The organism is Planctomycetaceae bacterium, from assembly GCA_041398785.1.
Taxonomy (GTDB): Bacteria; Planctomycetota; Planctomycetia; order Planctomycetales; family Planctomycetaceae; genus JAWKUA01.
The window spans coordinates 39,218-59,534 of the sequence record JAWKUA010000017.1 but is presented as its reverse complement, the minus strand read 5'-3'; the positions used below and the strand labels follow the sequence as shown (position 1 = coordinate 59,534).

At 60.4% G+C, this 20,317-nt stretch carries 12 protein-coding genes; 6 read left to right on the top strand and 6 right to left on the bottom strand.

Features of this window, described 5'->3' with window-relative positions:
• Positions 1-190: 190 nt before the first annotated feature.
• Entirely contained in the window at positions 191-1,621 is a 1,431-nt protein-coding gene (locus R3C19_18920; GenBank protein MEZ6062421.1) for a transposase, read from the bottom strand.
• 583 nt (positions 1,622-2,204) lie between these two features.
• Here R3C19_18920 and R3C19_18915 point away from each other — a divergent pair.
• On the top strand, positions 2,205-5,333 hold the full coding sequence (locus tag R3C19_18915; protein ID MEZ6062420.1) for a hypothetical protein: 3,129 nt from the start codon (positions 2,205-2,207) through the stop codon (positions 5,331-5,333).
• Between the two features lie 103 nt (positions 5,334-5,436).
• On the opposite strand, the gene R3C19_18910 is transcribed toward R3C19_18915, so the two are convergent.
• Positions 5,437-5,934, bottom strand: coding sequence for a 6-pyruvoyl tetrahydropterin synthase family protein (locus tag R3C19_18910; protein MEZ6062419.1), 498 nt, complete (start codon positions 5,932-5,934; stop codon positions 5,437-5,439).
• A gap of 234 nt (positions 5,935-6,168) precedes the next feature.
• On the opposite strand from R3C19_18910, the gene R3C19_18905 reads away from it, so the two are divergent.
• On the top strand, positions 6,169-9,669 hold the full coding sequence (locus R3C19_18905) for a HEAT repeat domain-containing protein (protein ID MEZ6062418.1): 3,501 nt from the start codon (positions 6,169-6,171) through the stop codon (positions 9,667-9,669).
• A 49-nt stretch (positions 9,670-9,718) separates the two neighbouring features.
• Here the strand turns inward: R3C19_18905 and R3C19_18900 are convergent, their stop codons facing one another.
• Together R3C19_18900 and R3C19_18895 are read right to left on the bottom strand one after the other, a co-directional pair.
• A complete protein-coding gene (locus tag R3C19_18900) occupies positions 9,719-10,813 on the bottom strand; it encodes a hypothetical protein (GenBank protein MEZ6062417.1) in 1,095 nt (364 codons plus the stop codon).
• Positions 10,814-10,927: 114 nt separating this feature from the next.
• Positions 10,928-12,007, bottom strand: coding sequence for a hypothetical protein (locus R3C19_18895; GenBank protein MEZ6062416.1), 1,080 nt, complete (start codon positions 12,005-12,007; stop codon positions 10,928-10,930).
• A gap of 422 nt (positions 12,008-12,429) precedes the next feature.
• Between R3C19_18895 and R3C19_18890 the strand changes: the two genes are divergently transcribed.
• The 4 genes from R3C19_18890 to R3C19_18875 all read left to right on the top strand — a co-directional run bounded on the left by R3C19_18890 (position 12,430) and on the right by R3C19_18875 (position 17,080).
• Entirely contained in the window at positions 12,430-13,638 is a 1,209-nt protein-coding gene (locus tag R3C19_18890) for an HlyD family efflux transporter periplasmic adaptor subunit (GenBank protein MEZ6062415.1), read from the top strand.
• 80 nt (positions 13,639-13,718) lie between these two features.
• Positions 13,719-14,708, top strand: a complete 990-nt coding sequence (locus tag R3C19_18885) for a response regulator (GenBank protein ID MEZ6062414.1) — start codon at positions 13,719-13,721, stop codon at positions 14,706-14,708.
• Between the two features lie 55 nt (positions 14,709-14,763).
• A complete protein-coding gene (locus tag R3C19_18880; protein ID MEZ6062413.1) occupies positions 14,764-15,756 on the top strand; it encodes a GGDEF domain-containing protein in 993 nt (330 codons plus the stop codon).
• Positions 15,757-15,796: 40 nt separating this feature from the next.
• Entirely contained in the window at positions 15,797-17,080 is a 1,284-nt protein-coding gene (locus tag R3C19_18875) for a glycosyltransferase (protein ID MEZ6062412.1), read from the top strand.
• Positions 17,081-17,231: 151 nt separating this feature from the next.
• Here R3C19_18875 and R3C19_18870 read toward each other — a convergent pair whose 3' ends face one another.
• Together R3C19_18870 and R3C19_18865 are read right to left on the bottom strand one after the other, a co-directional pair.
• Positions 17,232-17,435: a hypothetical protein gene (locus R3C19_18870; GenBank protein ID MEZ6062411.1), complete on the bottom strand. Its 204-nt coding sequence runs from the start codon at positions 17,433-17,435 to the stop codon at positions 17,232-17,234.
• 784 nt (positions 17,436-18,219) lie between these two features.
• The gene (locus R3C19_18865) at positions 18,220-20,274 is read right to left on the bottom strand and encodes a hypothetical protein (GenBank protein MEZ6062410.1); all 2,055 of its coding nucleotides are present in this window, start codon (positions 20,272-20,274) and stop codon (positions 18,220-18,222) included.
• Between the last annotated feature and the right edge of the window lie 43 nt (positions 20,275-20,317).

The following is a 20,317-nucleotide window of genomic DNA, read 5'->3' as shown; positions in this document are numbered from 1 at the left end:
CTACTTATTCTTCGACCGACCTGCTACAGGATCCGACAACCTCGCGTTTCCGGTTGTTGATGCTCGGAGGGCAGGCACAACGTCAGCCGGAGCCGACAGGCTCCGGAAGCTGGTGCCTCGGCGTCCGCAGGCCTGAAGGGCCGACACATCCGCTGCGGCTAAAGCTGTATCGCCCCTCCGGGCAACGCCGTTAAGTAAAAACAGCGGGCGGGAGGTTGAGTCTCCTGAGAGTTTGTTTTTGTTTGGCAGTGGCTTTCCGAACGATGGGTTCTTTGGCCGATGGTTTGTCTTTGTTGTTGGGTTGATAGCGCGCGATCTTGCTGCTGGTGCGCGTGTAGTCATCCTTGACCGCGTCGCTCAACTGACGACTGAGAGCACGGCCGTCGGTCGCTTCTTCGTGGTACATGTCCATTGTCTCCTGAATAATTGCCAGGCTCAGTGAGACGCTCGAATGCTCCGGAGGCCGGTCCACTTTGATTTGTTCCTTCACCGCAAACAGCTGGATCATCCACAATCCGACAAGTGACCAGTCCATTTCCACATAGCTGCATTCGGACGTTCGACTGTGCAGCTCGCGGCGACCGAACGTCTGCTTGAACGAACGGAACTGAAGCTCAATTCCCCAGCGCATGGAGTACACTTGAGCAACCTTGGCATTTGACAGCCTGCGTTCGTTCAGCACGCTCGTCACAAGACTCATGGTACCGCGTTCGTTCTTGATCTGAATCAGCCGCAGCACCAGCGGCGGCTGCTTGCGACGAGCCGCAGCATCCGGCCACACGTACACAATTCCATCGCGTTCACGCGCATGGCCAAGGTTCTTTATCAACCGCACGTTGGCTCCCACGCGAACCAGAAAATGATGGCCGTTATCCAGAAGCGCATTCCAGAAGTCGTAACCGACGAAGCCCGCGTCGCCGCAAAAGAGCGTGTTTTCCGGGAAAGTCTCCGTTTTCAACATGTCCATCAGATGATGTCTTTCGCTGGAAGTCGACGCTCCGGTTTTCCATGTCCACGGCATCTTCAGTCCCATATGCCAGATCAAAGTGATCCACATCTGCGGTTTCACCGGAGCCGACAGTTTCTTACTTCGCTTCTTCCTGTTCTTCCACTTGCGGCGCGACTTGGCCTTCTTCCCGTGACCATAGTTCTTCGCCGAGAAAGCTTTCTCATTGCTCTGCGTTCGCGGCGTGGTGACACGAGAACCATCGACCGCCAATGCGACCCATAAACCAATTCGCCAGTGTTCGCCGCCCACTTCTTCCATAAGTTCCTGCATCCGCTTCTGCGTTCGCGGCAGCAGTTTGACGGACCACGTCTTCAGTGCTCCCGTGAGCCCCTGATAACTCTTGACAGCCACCCAGCCAAACATCACCCGGGAGAGTCGCCGAGCATGAACATACGCGCGGCCGAGCGTGGTTCTGCCGGACCACACCCAGAGGACCGCCAGAATGACAAGTTGATGAGACTTCCATTTGATATTGCCATGCAGGCGGACGTCCGCGAACATGCGCTCGTTGACCACCCACGTCAGCGCGTCGCGCAATAAAGCGCCATGAGTAAACTTCGGTGCCTTCTCCTGCGTGTTGACCGATGCGGCCGCTTGCGTCTTCCGTGACATTCGAGCCAGACTCCTTCCCGGGCTGAAACATGATCAGTCCGCACACCACATGCGGGAGTCTGGCTTTTTTTCATATTCCGCTCTTCAACGCTACCCCGGTTTTTGCCGCCTCTAAATCCTTAACGGCGTTGCCCTCCGGGGCTTTGGGCAGGAATTCGGCATCTGACCGGTGACTCACGCCACCGGCTGAGGTTGTGTCGGCCCGCCGGGCCTGAAACGCTGTTGACTCAACACCCCCATTTTCCGGATGAGCCTGAAACGGATGTTTTCCGCCTCCTGGACGGGAGCCGGGGTGAACCAGCCTTCCGCGCAAGTCGCGTTCTCAACTGCCATCTTCCTGCTCTTCGTGACCTTTGTGGTGCCCCTGACGATTTGTCTGATGGGAAACCACGAAGCGCACGAAGGAAAAACGGAGGGCTGGCGTCAATCGGTGGCAGGTCTTCAACAACCGGCACCGCCGGCTTCGCCTGGTGGCCGGACAACATTCGGTTTCACAGCAGGCTCTGGATAATGCTGGCCGTGATGGTTACCGTTGGTTTCAACAGCGCAAAGAACCATCGGGCGAATCTCAGGCAGGCAGATCGTGACAACTCGCGGGCCAATCAGACTGCTGACGGCGACACTGGCGTTGACCGCGCTGGCGGTCGCTCATGGACCGCTCATCGTTCGCTATTTCAGCAATCGATTGCCGGTCGACGATCCGATCGGAAATCTTCCCGGCGGAGGTCTTGCTCTGCCGGCAATCGGCGTCTTTGTCCTTCTGCTGGCGACGCGGCTGGATGTGGCTCGATTGTTCGAATACGAACCTGCTCAGCGGGTTCTTCGGACGATCGCGGTGCTGCTGTTTCTGGACGTGGCGCTGCTGGTGGCCGCGTACGCTGTTGCGAATCCGTGGCTGGCAGTTCCTGCGGCGTGGCTGCTGAGTGTCGCGGTGTGCCTGATGCTGCCCGAACGAGGCCACCGGCGGTCCGTCGCCTACGTCTGCCCGGTCCTGTTGTTCGCCATCGGACCGCCGCCGTTTGTTCGAGACCAGTTCGTCAGCGCGTTATGGGCGCTGACTGGGGGGCTTGCGTCCCGGCTGCTGGACGCCGCCGGTTATCTGCACCTGTGGCAGCGTCCGACGCTGGAAATCCCGGGTCGGACAATTTCTCTGGAACCGTTCGACCGCGGTGGTGCCGCCGGTTTGTGGGTGCTGCTGTTTGTCGGTCTGGCGGCGATCATCTGGTCGCGGCGTCGATTCCTGCACACTTTGATTCTGTTGCCGGTGGCGTTCAGCTTGTCGGTGATTATCTGCTGTGTTCACACATGTGCGGCGGTGATCGCACGGCAGGCGTATGACGTGGAAATCATTGACTCAGCGGCCAGCCAACTCATCGCGATCGCGTCTGTGCTGGTGTTTCTGGGACTGCTGTACTGCGCGGATTCCGCGGTGACATTTCTGACGGCCCCGATTCCTCGACAGAGCGACGAGACATTCTGGGTGAAGCTTCGAGTCGCCATTCGCAACCCGGACGTCGCCAGGCTTCGCAATCCACTGAACGCGATGTGGAATCGCGCGTTTGATGATCGGTCCTGGCCGGCGAGTCAGGGTACCGGGAAGTCCGGAAGATCCAGTGTGTCATCGCAGCGGACTCCTGTCAGGTCGGAGCTACTGCGGCCGTCGTATCAGTTTTCGTGGCTGAAGGTGTTTCTGAAGTCCTGGTCACGGTCCCGGCCGAAGCACCGGCTGCTGATCGGGCTGCCCGCTATTGCAGTCGCGGTGGCTGTGACTGGAATCGTGGTCCGAGTCCGGGACACCACACCGTCCGCTGTCACCGAACAATATCGCACGGCTCTGGCCGACCTGACGGAAGACAACGACGCCGCTGACGAAACCGGACTTTATCTGCGAAAGCTGCTGCAACTGCGCCCGTTCGACGCCGAAGTGCGCCACGATCTGGCGATGCATCTGCTGCGGCAACACCGCGTCGACGAAGCCATGGTACACGTGCAACGACTGACTCCCGTCGACGGTGCCGGCCATGCCCCGACGCGCCTGTGGCTGGTCGATCAGAGCCGCAAACCTGAAACGGTGGTTTCGTTGTCCGACGAGGAAATCGAACAGCAGTTGCTGCTCGCGATCCGCGATTCTCCGATGAACGCCGACACCCGGCACCAACTGGCCAATCACTATCGCAACAAGGGTCAGCCGCGGCTGGCGGAACAGCAGCTTCTGGCGGCCATCGAACTCGATGCCAGGCTGCAACTTCCGCTGGCGATCGTTCAGCGAGAACTGAATCGCGACGAAACGCAGATCGCCGAACGGCTTGCCGCAGCCGCTCAGGTCTTCGAAGAAGCGCTTCGCCGTGACGAATCGGATGAGGAATCTCGACGGCAACTGGTCGCCGTTCGCGTGCTTCAGAATCGAACGGACGACGCGGAACGAATGCTGCGGGATCGCATCACGTCGTCGGGCAGTTCCCGAGCCGCGGAGACTCTGGCGGAACTCCATCGCGAACGTGCGGCTGCGCTGCTGGCACAGTCCAACTTCAACCGTGATGCGGCGGCGGAACTAATCACGCAGGCAATTCGGCTGAATCCCGCTGATGTCGCTTCGTATCAGATGCTGCTGAAGCTGAAACTGCTGGATGCGGAGTTCGATGCCGCCGACTTTCGAGGGGCACTCAACCACTGGCACCGAGTCAGTGAAACCGACAGCGCGTCGGACACAGACCGCGTGGTTCTGGCGGAACTGCTGATCTGCATCGACGACCACACAGCGGCCGTGGCGGCTCTGAAACCGCTGTCCCGGATTCGACCGCAGTTTCGACCGGCACTGGCCCGACAACTGCTGCTTGCCGGCGACGTCCCGGACGGCGGACGTCTGGTGCAGGAACTTCTGGCGGAACAACAGCAGCGACTGAACGACGATCCGCAAGACATCGACGCCGCTGCGTCTCTGGCCGAACTGCTGATTTCCGCGGGACGCCCCGGTCAGGCGCGAGACACTCTGCACCAGCGTCTGCCAGCGATCGAAAACACCGACGTCCGCGGCGCTGACCGGCAGCGAATCGAAACGGTGTTTACTCACGCGTGTCTGGCAGTGTTCGACGAACAGGTATCCCCGGTCACTTCGGGACGCGAGATGTCGCGCGAATCGGCGCGGGACACGATCGAACTGCTGGCGGACATCCTGAGGATCGATCCGCGAAACCGCGAAGTGATTCGGCGAGCGGCGCAGATTTCGTTTACGGAATCGGCACTCGCGGAACCCGCCGGTCAACTGCTGAACCTGGTCCTGGCGGAAGGCAGCACAACCATCGACGTCTACGCGATGGTCGGCAGCTACGCGTTGCTGGCAGGAGATTTCGACCAGGCTCGCACGTACTTCGAACGCGCACATCAGCTTGACACCGACAACCCGATTGTGCTCAACGGCCTGGCACTCACACTGATCCGCCAGTCCGCTGACAATCACGTGCCAGCTCTGGAACTTTCCAACTTAGCATTGCAGTTCCTTCCCGAGCATCCCGACCTGCTGTCGACTCGCGCGGAAGTTCACATGGCGATGCAGAACTGGGACGCCGCGCGGTTGGATCTGGAACTGTCCGCGACCCGCAAGCCCGGCAGCCGCGTGACTCACGAATTGCTGCTGACCGTCTACAACGCCCTCCAGGAACCGGGACTCGCCGGCGAACAGCGGCAGATTCTGAGCCAGATCGGGGACGAATAGCGGAGCGACAACGCCGCAAAGCGTCCGCCCATCCGCCTTTCCGGGCACACCACGTCTTCCAGCGCTGCAGCGGGACAGCACGTCGCCTCCGGCCTCCGGCGCGTCAGGGCACCGTAAGAATCACCGTGGCCCACTGTCCGAAGTTTTCTTCGATGCTGACTCGCAGTTCCCGAATTCCCGTTTGCTGCTGCAGGTTCAGCATGGCGATCAGGCGCTGAGCGAACCAGCGGGCGATTAGTTCCGCAGTCGTGTTTGCCACCGGCAGAATTCGGCAGTCTTCAGCCGGAAACACCCAGCGGCGGTCTTCGAACACAGCTTCGACTTCGCGGCCGTCGTCGCTGGTTCGCACACGGATCTGATTGTGGTGTTCCGGCAGCAGAACGCTGTGATCCAGTTCGGCCACCAGTGCCAGTGCCGAATCCCGCATGGCGATGAAATCGAACACGTATGAGTTTTCATCAAGATCGCCGCACACCACAACGTCGATTCGCCAGTTGTGCCCGTGCAGCCGTTCGCAGATGTTTCCGTTGAACGTGATGAAGTGCGCGGCGCTGAAAACCAGGGAGTCCTTTGTGACACGAGCTTCAAAGTGTTCCGTCATGATTTGTTCTGTCCATGGGCGGCTGTACGGCAAGCTGACCGGGGCGTTCGCTCGCGGAATGCTGTTCGCGGCCGATCTTAGGTCGCCGGATGCAGCGATTCAAACTGCAGTCTTTTTCCTGGCCTGCGGGTCCGTTACGCTTTTCCCGCGCCGTTTGGGAGTTGCAGAAAACCGGAATTGCGGCGACGCGGACCTTCCGGCTGCGTGCCGATCGATCATGTTGTGAGTTCATCCATGCGACAGTTTTTTCAGCGATCCATTGTTCGCGGCGTCATGTCGCTGCTGGTGTTGACGGCGGCCGGCAGCGCGGTTGCTCAGCGCGATCTGCGAGACATTCCTGCGCCGGACCCGGAACTGGAGCGGTCCACGTTTCGGCTGCCGGAAGGATTCGAAGTCAATTTGTTCGCGGCCGATCCGAAGATCGCCAAACCGATTCAGATGAACTTTGACGAAGCCGGCCGGCTGTGGATTGTCAGTTCCGAAGTGTATCCGCACATCGAACCCGGAGCCCCGGCAAGCGACCGTGTCATCGTGCTGGAAGACTTCGACCACGACGGAGTATCCGACGCGACTCATGAATTCGCCGAGGGACTGTTGATTCCCACGGGCATTGTTCCCGGTGACGGCGGAGCGTATGTCGCCAACAGCACCGAACTGCTGCACTTTTCCGACAGCGACGGCGACCTGAAAGCGGACGCGAAGCGCATCGTTCTGTCGGGATTCGGCACGGAAGATACTCACCACATTTTGCACACGCTGCGGTGGGGACCGGACGGATATCTGTACTTCAACCAGTCAATTTACATTCACAGCCACATTGAAACTCCGTGGGGAGTCCGCCGATTAAACGCAGGCGGCATCTGGCAGTTCCGCCCGGAGACTCTGGAACTGGGTGTGTTCCTGCGAGGACTGGTCAACCCGTGGGGGCATCATTTCGACCGCTTCGGCCAGTCGTTCGCGACCGACGGCGCGGGCGGCGAAGGGATCAACTATGTTATTCCCGGCGCTTATTATTTCACCGCAGCGGATGCTCCCGAGATTCTGTCCGGACTGAATCCCGGCAGCCCGAAGCACTGCGGTCTGGAGATTGTCGAAACTCCGATGCTGCCGCCTGACTGGCAGGGTTCGGCGATTACCAACGACTTCCGCGGTCACCGCGTCTGCCGGTTTGTTCTGACGGAAGATCGATCCGGCTTTGTGTCGCGGGAGCAGCAGGAAGTGATCTGGTCCGACCATGTCGCCTTTCGGCCGATCGACGTGAAGCTGGGGCCGGACGGAGCCATCTACATCGCCGACTGGTATAACCCGATCATTCAGCACGGGGAAGTGGATTTCCGCGATCCGCGACGCGACCACACTCACGGCCGCATCTGGCGAGTATCGTGGACCGGAGCATCCGATCGCGGGCACGTCGACCTGCCGTCGCTGTCGAATGAGGAACTGTTTGAGCAGCTTCGCAGTCCGGACAATTTCCGCCGTCAGGCCGCCAAACAACTGCTGCGTCAGCGTGACGGAGACGTTGCCGCCGAACTGCGGACGTGGCTGGCCAAAGCGAATCCGAATGCCGAACACCTGAAGCTGGAAGCTCTGTGGGTGTTTCAGGCGGCGCGACAGATCGAACCGGAATTGCTGTCGGAACTCCTGCAGGCGCAGAGTCCCGAAGTGCGAGCCGCCGCGGTGCGCGTACTGAGTCACTGGAAGTATCAGATCGCCAATTCGCGCGAACTGCTGGATCAGCGAGTGCTCGATGCCCATCCGCGCGTGCGACTCGAAGCGGTTCGCGCGCTGTCGTTTTCCCCGAACGAAGCGTCCGAATTGGCGCGAGCGGCGGCGGAAAACAACTCCCGGCGCCCCAATGTCGCACCCGCTCACGACGCGACTCGGATCAGCTCGATCATGAAGGCCGCGGATCTGCCGACGGACCGATTTCTGGACTACGGCATTCGACTCAGTGCGCGCGAACAGTTCGAACACTGGGAGCCTGCGTATCGGGAAGGCCGACTGAACTTCGACAGCGTTGACCATGTCCTGGCGGCGTTTGCAGCCGTCGGACGCGGGGCTCCGCTGGATCTGTTGCTGGAAAAAGTCAACGTCGCATCCGTCACGAAGCAGCAGCGTCAGCAGTTGACGTCGCTTGTGCTGGACCAGGGCACCGCCGAACAGATCGCTCGCTTTCTGGAAACAGCGCCGCTGGAATCGGACCCGGACATTCTGCGGCAGGCTCTGGATCATACCGGCCGCGAAAAGAAACGTCTGGCACTCAGTGAACCGCTGCGATCGCGAATTCTGGCGCGAGACAACGCCGAACTGCGGCGGCTCGGGCTGCGCGCAACCGGGCAATGGCAACTGCCGGACTTCGCGTCAACGCTGAAACAGATTTCCGACACCGAGGATGCACCGCTCGAAGACAGAATCGCGGCGCTGACCGGCATGGCTCTTACGGAAGACGCGGCAACTGTGAACGAATTGCGGCAGTTCGCCGGGAATCAGAAACATCCCGTACCGTTGCGGAAGCATGCCGTCGTGGCTCTGGCCGGTGTTCGACCGGAACAGGCGGCTGCGATCGCCGCGGACATGCTGACGGTGATCGATGCCGGTCAGCGTCCCGGTGACATCGCCGCCGCGTTTCTGTCGATGAAGGGCGGTGAGCAGTTGCTGGCCAGGTCTCTGGCCGGCGCGTCGTTCAGTTCCGATGTCGCTCGCGACATGCTGCGAGCCGTCCGCGAATCGGGTCTGGCGGCCGCTGAACTGGAAGCCGCCGTGCGCAGCGCGGGAAGCGTCACCAGCCGAAAGGAACTGTCTTCCGAAGAACGGTCCCGGCTGTTGAAGATGGCGACGGAATCGGCACACGCTGCCGACGGAGAAGCCGTCTACCGCAACCCGCAGCTCGGGTGTCTGAAGTGTCATGCGATCGGCGGCGCCGGCGGCAAAGTCGGGCCGGACATGATCAGTCTCGGCGGAAGTGCTCAGCCCGACTACCTGCTGGAATCGCTGTTGAATCCCAATGCGAAGGTCAAGGAAAACTACAACACGGTGGTCGTCGTCACGACGGACGGAAAGCTGCAGTCGGGCATTCAGGTGCAGCAGTCCGATGAAACCGTCACGCTGCGAAACGCGGACGACGAACTTGTGCAGATTTCGCGGGCCGACATCGAAGAGATCACTCCGGGACTGTCACTGATGCCGGAAGGCCAGGTCGATTCACTGACCGATCAGGAACTTGCAGCGCTGGTGCGGTTTCTGTCCGAACTGGGACGAACTCCCGAATACACGCTCAGTCGCCGCGAGTTCGCTCGCACCTGGGACGTGATGTCGGCCACCCGGGAGGCTGTCTTTCGGCTGCGTCGCACCAGCTACGGTCAGGCGGCGACCGATGATCCGGCATTTCAGTGGAATCGCCGATACAGCACCGTCGCGGGAGTGCTGCCGCTGAACGACATTCCGGTTGTGGACGTCAGAATCGGCGCAACGGAGACCAGCCGCGGATTCGGTTTCGTCCGCTGCCATCTGAACGTGGAAACGGCGGGGACGGTTGCTCTGCGATTCAATGACGTTTCCGGTCTGGAACTGCGCGTCAACGAAAAGCCGGTGATTCTTACGAACGACCTGCTGCTGGACGTCACTCCCGGTCGGCTGCGGCTGACGCTGACTGTCGACGGCACCGCCAGAAATCAGCCTCTGCAGTTGGAGATCATTCGCGACAAGACAACGGCCGTGGCAACGATGGAACAATAGCTGCGGTCTTCTGCTGCGGTCGGCGCAGCAATCGACGAGAGCGGCCGCGTCAGAATTCGATCAGCAGCTTGGCGGCTTCCTTCAGCAGTTTTGAGCGTATGAAAACGGTGTCCCGGACGTGTTCGTCGGCACTGACGATATGCACGATCAGTCGCACGCAGCCGCTGTTGATCGGCAGGTTCCCGCGCTGAGAACCGGGGATCGGTTTTCGATAACCGTCACTTCCCACGACAACACCTTCCAGATCGCTCAGGTTGTACTTCTCCGTGCCTTTCGGAAGCTGGACCTGCACAACGATCTTGTAAGGTTCGCCGGGATCCGGGTTTTCGGGTTCCGTCCAGACGGTGAAGCTTCCGTTGGTGACGGCTCCGAACGGCACGGGAAGCGGCAGCGTGTCACCGCTGGCTTCGGCGCTGGCCGGTTCGCCCTCCGCGGTGCTGGCCTGCGCCGCAAGACTGCTGAGAAAACCCTTATCGAGTTCGACGGCGTCGACCGTCATTTCTTCCGGAGCCAGCGTGGTGTCGTCCACATTCAATTCCATTTCGACGGGCACCGGTTCGACCTGCAGTGTTTCGGAAACGTCGATTTTGGTTTCCAGCAACTCGACAGGTTCGGTGTCGAAATCTTCGGGGTCCGACATCGACGCCGTAAAGACGAAATCGCCGTAGCGATCCGGTCCGTGAACGACAATCACGGCCAGCATCAGCAGCATCAGCCAGTGAACATAGAACGCGGTAAACCACGTCATCCAGCGTGACTTCTTCGTGTTTTCCGCCAGCCATTCGCGGTACGTCTGCTTCGGAGCGGCCGGTGGTTCATGCAGCGCGACGACGGCCGCGGCCGGCGTTGCTCGCGGCGCAGCGGCCGGCTTCGGCGTCGAACGATACGTCACCGTGGCTGTCCGGCGCTGTTCAACCGTTGGCACTGAGGCGGCGTTTTCCGATTCGCCGCGCGCCGAGGTTCGCCGCGCGAGTGTGGAAGGCGCTGCGGGTTTCGACGACGTTTTCGCGACTGCGCGACGGGAACCGGGCGAACCCTTGCGAATGATCAGCCGTGTTCGGTCGCCCGCGCGTCGGGCTTGCGGCGTCGATTGAGCGAAGTCGAATTCGTCAATCGAAAACAGAGTCTGGGAACTGGCTTTCACGACAGGCGACCTCTCTGCCCGGCGGCAACTTCCAGCGGAATCGGGTTTCGTCCGGGAAATCGTGGTGATTGTTCGAAATGCGTTTCAGGCCCGGCAGGCGGCTTCAGGACGTCGCTATTTGCGCACGTAGAAGAATTCCCGCGAATGGCGAGTGCCTTTGGGCAGTTCCTTGAATTGCTTGGCGATCCGAAAACGGCGCACTTCGTCGGGCGAATCCAGGAAGACGATCACCATGCGATAGGCGCTGCCCGACAGGGAATCTTCGTTGCCGAAGTTGACTCGCGCGGCGAACGAGTTGCCGTTAATACCGACCATCTGCTGCACCCACCAGTCGTCGCCGGGCAGGTCGGAACGGACCAGCGCGATCGGCCAGCCGGTAGCTCGCGTAACGCCGACGACGTTCTCCACTCGATCCACGCGATTGGATTCCAGCGGAGTCTGCAGGACAACGTCCTCCAGCGTTTCGTCCTCAGTGACGACGACCGGGTCCGTTGCGGCGGGCTTGTCCTTTTCGTCCTTATCTCGTTTTGAGGAACCGCGGCTGCGCCGGCCGGAAGACCGGTCGGTGCGCGATGGGGATTTTGCAGCCGGCTTTTCGTCTGCGTGATTTGCGGTCGCACGCGCGTGGTCCGCCATCGCGATGTGTCGCGTCGAATCGTAGTAGCTGGGAGCTTCCGGAACGGGATCCACAAATTCCGTCACCGGCCGCCGCCTGCCGATCAGCGCGGGAGGCGACGTGTCCCGCGGAGTCAGAATCTCGCTGATGGGCTTATCGAACACCGGATCGGCGGCGGCTGGTTCCGGTTCGTCAATGTGCGTCATCATCGCCTCGGCCGGCGACATCGCGGAGAACGACCCGGTGTGTTCGGAGTAGTCGCGGCCGATATCCGTCGTTCTGGTGACACTTGCGGACGCCACCATCGCCGCGAGGGATTCCGAATCGCTGTCATAGGAACCGTTGTCGGTCGACCACGTATCGGCATTCTTCGCGGGCGGAAGCGCAGCCACGGAGGCGTCGTGCAATGGTCCGGTGTCGTCGTGATTCGACGGCTGCGCGTCTCCGGACAGTTCTTTGTCGACTTCTGACTCAACCGAAGAACTCGCGGGAGCACACAGAAAAACCAGACACAGCGGAATCACCGTCAGAAGGGTGGCCGCGAAAATGGTTACGAATGGATATTGTCTGGAGTTCACGGGAAACATCCTTCACGAGTGCCAGGTTCTCACGAGTGGGTGAAAGCCCTCGTCTGAAAAATACCCGTCGACGTGAACGCAGCAGCACCAGAATTCTTCGGCGAACGCTGTTTTGTCCGGAGTCAGGCCGGATGCCTGGTCGGCGAAAGGAATTCCGGTCGGCGGGACTCGTCCGCTGGCGCAAGCGGGGGAACGGCTGCCTGGAGGACACGCAGCGCAACCGTCAAAGGCGATATGACCGCTGGCTTCACGTCGGGATTACCCGAAGTCTCCAATTCGCAACGTCCAAAACCGCAGCGTGGCCTTTTGGCAACCTATGTTTCCGGCGTGTAGATCGAACACCATTGGAGAAACTTGCCGGGCCAATTCCATTTTTTCTGAAACCGGCATACCGGACGGAATTGCGAGAGGCGGAAACTGCCATGACTTCAATTACAGACCCTACATCCGGCATTGGTGACGGAACCGCAGCATTCGAAGCGGTTGAGCGTGGTGCATACCGTTTTTCGAACCGCAGTTCCGCCGGAACCACACAACAAACAGCAGCGGCCGCGCCGACCGCAGAACCGCCCGCCACGCGCCGGCGCGGTCGTTTGCTGATTGCTTTGCTGCTGATCGCGGCAGTGGCTTCGGGAGTTGCAACAGTGTGGGATTCTCTGTTGCGCTATCGCGCTTACGGAGTTGTCACGGGCCAGATTGTCGACGTATCCGTGCCCATCGACGGAGTCCTGAAATACGTGCTGGTCCGGGAAGGCGACACTGTGCGTCAGAATGATGCTCTGGCCACTGTCTGCGATCTGGAAATCGAACAGAAGCTGGCTCGCGTCGCTGACGAACTTCGTATCGCCGACGCCACGCTGCACGCGGAGATCGCCAGAATTCAATGGCAGTCGCACGTCGACGAAACCGAAATGACTCGCGCGGTGGTCGAACTCTTCGAAGGCGATTCCCGGCTGCATGAAGCCACGGGAAATCTGAACATCATTCGCAACGAACTTTCCCGGACGCAGAAACTGCACGAACGGAAGGCGATCGCCGAATCAGAAGTTGTCAACCAGACACTGCTGGAAAAATCGCAGCAGGATCGGCTGGAAGCCATTCGTGAATCACTGATCGTCCTGAAGCGGCGAGCGGACGCGGCCCAGCAGGTTCCGAGGCTCGGACCGGAACAGATCGCTCCCCTGACCGCGAAGTGCGACATGCTGCTGAATGAAATTGACCGGCTGCAGGAATGGCTGGCTCAGGGAGATCTGCGGTCTCCCGTCAACGGCACCGTGCTGACCCGGCATCGACCCGCCGGCGAATGTGTGAAGGCCGGCGAGCCGCTGTTTTCGGTCATCGAAGAATCGTCCGCCGAAATTGAACTCTACGTCGACCAGGATATGTCGAGCGAATTTCAGGTTGGCAGCATCGTGGAAGTGAAGATTGCCCCGCTGGACGAACTGGTGCCATGCACTGTCGTTTCCGTCGGCAGAGAACAGCGCAAGCCGCCGGAACATATCGGCATCTTCTATCGTTCAGACATCCGGCTGCTGCCGGTTCGGCTGCGTCCCGTCGCGCCTACGCAGGAAGTTCGAAATCTGCCGGTGGGAGCGGTCGCCAAGCTGCCTCATTTCAGCACGCGATTCTGATCGTGTCGCGGCGATCACAGGACGCTTTCGATGCCAGTTTCCCTTCCCCGATCCCGTGCCGTGTGCGGGAGGCAACGATCATGAACCCTCAATTTGTATTGCTCGTCGACGACGACACAAGCTCCCTTCAGACGCTTACGGATGCTCTGCAGTCTGCGAACATTCGCTTCGCGACGGCGACGAATGATCGTGACGCCTGGCACCTTCTGCGAACCGAACCGGCCATTTCTCTTGTTGTGGCTCGTTATTCGGGATCACAGATCGACGGCCGCCGGTTGTGCGAACGAATTCGGCTGGTGAAGGCGCCGTCTCAACTGCCGGTGCTGCTGATACTGGGCGGTCACCAGAACAATCTGCGTGGTCCGGCTCTGGACGCCGGTGCGAACGACGTGCTGACGTTTCCGATGGATGTTCGGGAACTTTGCAACTGGGCCGCCGGAACGGGCGTACCGACGTCACGCCGCATCGACGCGTCTCACGCTGCCGGTTCAGTCGCCGCGAAGAACGGAGCCGCGCAGCAGACGGTTGTCGTCGTCCCGGAATTCAACCCCACCAGCATGCGGCTGACACACAACATCACTCCGGGGCAGAGACGCCGGTGGGACAACGATCCCCGCGTGACGAAGATTCCGCTGGACACAGTCATGCTGTGCCCCGAATGCCACGGCGTGCCGACATTTCGTCTCGGCTGCCGCAACTGCGGCTGCGGGCTGACGGAAAGAGCCCGGCTGATTCATCACTTCGCGTGTGCTCACGTCGGACCGGAATCGGAATTCCGCCGCGGTCAGGAGCTGACGTGTCCCAAGTGCAAAATGGTCGGCCTGGTTGCCGGAGCGGACTTTGAAAACGTCGACGGCGAACTGATTTGTTCGGACTGTCGCGTTCCGGTGAATCGGCCGGAACTGATCGGGCACTGCCTGTCCTGTGATCACCGATTCGCGGCCTGTGATGCCGTTGTGGATGAACTGATCGGCTATCGGCTGCAGCGTGCGACCGGGGCTCCGCGATCCGAACCGAAGCAGCCACAGTTTCATCGTCCGGCCTCTCGACCCGCGGTCCCCGCGACGTGATACTGAACTCTTCGAACCGGCGGTTGTGTTGTGACATTTGATCGCGAGAACTCCGATGCTGCATTATGAATCTCAACTGAATGTGGGCGAAGCGCTGCCGTTTCAGCCTCACTGCGTGCAGGCCGGAGTGCGCCTGTCGGAACTGAGCAGCCGTAACGATCTGCAGCACCATCCGTTTCTGTTTGTGATCGATGAACAGGGAAATCCGCTGGGTGTCCTGTCGACCCGCGAACTGTCCGGCCGCATCGCATCGGAGAATCCGGTCGAACGCCGGCAGTGGCTCAGCATGCCTGTCGAAGCACTGCTGGACAATCGCCTGGAATCGCTGAGCAATCGCAGTTGCGGGTTGTCGGCCGATGCTCGCGCAGCCGGACTGCCGTCACAATGCACGGCCGTCAGTGAAGACGGACGCCTGCTGGCACTGGTGACCGACGACGATCTGCTGATCAGTTGGCGTTCCATTGCCCAGACGCTGCGGCTGTCGCAGAGCGATACCGTGACGGGTCTTCCCAACCGCACGGCCTTTGAGCAGCATCTTCGAGCGGAATGCAATCGCTGCGAACGATGCGGCGATTCCGTGGCCGTCATTCTGATTGATCTGGATCATTTCAAAGCTATTAACGACCGCTGCGGCCATGCCGCGGGAGACTTCGCGCTGCGAGCCGTCGGCAAAGTGCTGCGGCGAACACTGCGATCGTACGACATGGTTGCGCGGTACGGTGGCGATGAGTTCTCCGCGGTGTGCTGCGGATTCCGGCCGGGGGAAATTGAACCCGCGATGCGAAAGCTGCAGGACACTCTCAGAAACCTGCAGAACGACAGTCCGCCGGAACTGCCGATACCAACGCTGTCCATTGGAGCCTGCGTGGTTCACCACTTCAGCCCGGTGGATGGTCCCGAAGAAATTGTCGAACACGCAGACGAGTGTCTGTACGTGGCTAAGCGGTCCGGTCGCGATTGTTCATTCACCACGGAAATCGGCGCGGAGCTGCTGAATACGCTCCCGCTTCGCGATTCGTCACTGCAGACCGGCGGCAACTATCGTTGATCGAAGCCGGCGGCCGGACAGCTCACTCAGGATGCCCGCTATGCTGATCGAATGGATGAACTGGGTCCGCAGTCTGCGCAGCGACGAGCTGATCGCCGTGCTTGGCATTCTGCTGCTGATCGATGCACCGCGTTACGCCTTCAGCGCGCTGGTCATGGCTGTCTGGGACGTAATCCGCAACGGCTGGAAATCCTGCCTGCCCGGACCGCACGCCACGAAGTACGACTACTTCCCGACTGTCTGCGTTCTGATCGCCGGCCACAACGAAGCCCGCACGATTGTGGAAACCATGAAGTCAGTGTGGGGACGCTATCCTCGCCTGGAAATGGTTGTCGTCGACGACGGTTCCACTGACGGGATGGCGCAGGCCGCTCAGTCGTTTGCCGAAGGCCGCGACGGAATCACGGTTGTTCGGCGGCTGATTCGCGGCGGAAAGTCGTCGGCGCTGAATCATGGCCTGAGACTCGCGACGGCCGAAATCATCGTCACCGTCGACGCGGACTCCCGGCTTTCCGATTCATCCCTGCTGGAACTCGTTCAGCCGATGAAGGACCCGAACATCGCCGCGGTCGCCGGAACCGTGCTGGCATGGAATCCGTTCACCAACCTGGCCACCTGGCTTCAGGCCTACGAATATCGGCAGACGATCTTCGTCAGCCGCATGTTGCGCGGACGGCTGGGACTGCTGGGCATTGTGTCCGGCGCCTTCGGAGCCTTCCGAGCGAGTGCGCTGAAACAACTGGGCGGCTGGGACGTCGGTCCGGGCGAAGACGGTGACATCGCTCTGAGACTGCGAAAAGCCGGGATGAAGATCGCAGTCGCTTCGTACGCCAACTGCTTTACCAACGTTCCGAGATCCTGGTTCCGGTTGTTCAAACAGCGGTGCCGCTGGGATCGAACCGTCATTACGTTTGAATGCCGAAAGCACCAGGACATGGGATTTCCCTGGAGCCGCAACTTCCGGTGGTCCGACTTCTGCCTGATGATGGAACGCTGGTTCTTTAACGTCGTCGCCGTCTATACGTTCTGGCTGTACGGTGTCTGGATCGTGCTGCTGTTTCCCGGCGGTCCGCTGAATCTGCTGGCGCTGCTTTACTGCTGCGGCCTGTGCGTGGAGCTGCTGCAGGCACTGACGCTGCTGTATTACTCCGACCGCCTGAAGCACGATCTGGCTCTGTCGCTGGTGCTGCCGTTCTATCCGCTGTTTCAGGTGTATCTGAAGGCCGTAGACGTGTACGCGCTGACCAGAGAAATCCTGTTCCGCGATTCCGGCGACGACAACTTCGTACCGGCTCACGTCCGCAGCGCGACATGGCGCTGGTAGGCCGGTGATTCAGCGGTGACGGTTGTGCCGGTTCGCCTGCTGCGAGTCGGCGGCGAAGCGATCATGAGTATGTTCGCCGAATCGTCTCGCCGCCGGCCCCGTGTTGCACGATTCCCCGCGACACGTCAGCCGCAGCGGCGTGCAGATCAACCTACGAACATGCGGCGACCAGAGGTTGGAAGTTGCTGCTTCCAACGCTTAGACGAAACCGGCACTCGGCGACCAGCATCCGCTTCACCATCTCCAGCGGCACGGTTTTCAGGTTCACATTGGCCTGAATCAGAGCGTCATAAACCGCCTGCCCGGCGGCAGTTTCCAGCAGATCGCGTTCAAGAGTGGCGCTTGACAGTGACATGTCAGATTCCTTTCGGGTGTTCTCTTGCGGGGAGGGACATTCGGAGAAAGAGAGGGGTTCACGCGAGGAAGTTCCAAACTTGCCACCATGAATCGAAGCGGGGTTGTCAGCGACAAACCGTCGGCCGTGGTTTGCCGTGAATTTCAGCGAGTCGGCAGCTTCTTTCAGCAATCTGTCTCTCAGCTTCCGACTCGCCGGACATTCCGATCCTTACAAAGTCCGTGACTTTGTGCCGGATCGTTGCTGACAAGACCATGACATTGCACACCAGATGCCGAACCTGCCGGTCGTGCCGACATTTCGCGGTCCGGCCGTAAGTCCCGCAGCCGCAGGACAATCCGCCGCGTCGGCGAGAAGCGAATTCTGCCGCAAAGAAAACGGCGCTGGCATCGCTGTCGTCAGGGCGGTGTCGGCTGGATTCAGCTTGATGACACTCCGGGGTTCCGCCAGCCGCCCCGGCCCGCCGTTTTGTGTTGCCGTCGTCCGGCATCGGAACATTCGCCTGGACGATTTATACTGGCCGCGGCGAACGCTGATACTTTTCGCACCTTTCCATGCCGCGAGCCAGAATACCTCAATTTGCCCCGCTCGGGGTATACATTGACGTTCTGCCAGCGAACCGGCTTCGAAATGCATGCTGCCCGGAACACTTCCAGGTCGGCACTTCATCCGCGCATCCAACACTCCCGGCGCAGCGGCTGCACGAGCGGAGCGATACGTGGGCGCGGTCCGGTCGCGCGTCAGGCGTTCCGTGAGCACGACACCACGATGCCACAGGCCGGTTTCAGACCACCGTGCTGAGCCATTTGGTCATCTGAATAATTGCGAAGACCAGTATCCACGCGGCGATAAATCCCCCGGCGCCCAGCAGCGTCGGGCGGGGAAACTGAAAGCCGGAGAACTGAATGACCGGTTCGCGAACGTCGTTGTTGTACGGTACGACGCACGGAGCGGCGTCGGCTTCGTCGGCCCGCACCGGCGTTCTCAACAGCGTGAAGAACCGTTCCAGTTGCTCGTCCGTCTGCTGCGGCGTCAGCAGCGACACAATCACGCCGACGATGATTCCGGCCGACAGGTAACTCATGTTGACCCAGGCATCGGTCATCACAAGCCCCGATTCGGTCATGCGAAACACGGAATCACGGGCGGCGTCGGGAAGGACGGAAGCGATGGTCTGCGGGTACCAGACAACCAGCACCCATGTCAGCGCCGCCGCCAGAGTCGACAGCCAGACGGCCATGGTGTTCCATCGCTTCCAGACAATGCCGAACCACATGCTGACGCCGATTGCCGCCGGCGTCTTGATGATGATCTGCAGGGCATGGATGACGTCGGTAAACGTTGCCTGCAGAATCAGAGCCATTGCCACAATGACCAGACCGGCCAGACGGCCCACCCAGACGTAGTGCCGTTCGGAACGCGTCGTCACCAGGTATCGTCGATAAATGTTTTCGGTAAACAAACCGCTGGAAACCACCATCTGCGCATCACTGGTGCTCATCACGGCCGCCAGCAGCGATGCCATCAGCAGACCAATCAGCCCCGGGGAAACTCGCGGCAGAATGTCGTAGGCCGCTCGACCAAAGAGCTGGTCAGCGAAATCCTTGTCGATCGTCTTCAGTTCGTTGATGCGTTCGGGCGGCAAAGCGTCCAGGTTTCCCGCGGCGCGTTCTGTCAAAGCGGCGTGCAAAGCGGCCTCTTCCGGGTTGCCCGAAGTCAGCAGCGGGCTGGACGATCCCAGATACCACGCGATGCAGGCCAGCCCCGTAAACGTCCACGCAACGGTACACAGACGCTTCAGAAAGTTGCCGAAGGTGAAACCGAAACGGCCTTCGAATTCCGTCTTGCCGGCTCCGCAGACGCCCATGATGTGTGGCTGCACGATGATGCCCGCCAGCGCCGTTGCGGAAAGCGTGAAGACGTAGAACAGCGTGATGGGTTCCTGTCCCAGTTCTTTGGCGACATCCAGTGTAGCTACAAAATCGAACATGCCCTTCTTCAGTCCCGCGGTCTGATGCAGGGCTCCAAACCCTCCGATTTCATGAAACACAAACGGCAGCAGCAGGATCGAGAACGCGATCGTCAGCACTCCCTGGATGAAGTCTGTGATGATGGCGGCGCCGAGACCACCGGCCATGCCATACGTCACGAACAATACAGTCATCGCCAGGATCGCGTATTCATAGCCGGCCAGCAGTCGCCATTCGATACGCGGCTGCAGAGTCGTCACGGCGGGAACATCAGCGGCGGCGCCATCAACTGCAGGATCAACTGCAGGATCAGCGGCCGCGGGCGGCGCGGCACCGGGAACTGGAACGCGTTCCAGCTTGAACACCGGAACTTCGATGTTGATCCTGGCCGCCATTTCATCCAGAGCGTTACCGGTCAGAGCGTTGATCATCTTGCCGCTGCTGTACAGGGCTCCCGCGATGAACACGATGGAAATGATGATGCCGTACACGGAATACAGCACGGCGGTGCCGGGACTGAAGCGAGCCTGAAAGAAGTCGGCCGTCGTCAGCGCCCGGATGCGGCGCAGCATCGGAGCAATGATCCAGTAGAACGGAGTCGCCGGCAGCCACAGAAACTGCCACCAGATTCCCGCCAGCCCGGCTCGCCACGTGCCGGCCACCACGCTGATCGCCTGTTCGCTGCTGGTGCCCGATCCGAAGGCAAAGAACATCATGAAGACTTTGCCAAACCGCCTGCCGCCCATGAAGAAGTCGGCAACGTCATGAACCTTCCGTGACGACCACAGGCCGATGATCAGGATCAGCAGAAAGTATCCGCCCAAAACCAACCAGTCGGCAGTGTGCATTCCCAGAAAGGAGTTCGGCATAAACTTCTCCAGACGGACAACCGCTGTTGAGATTACAGTGACG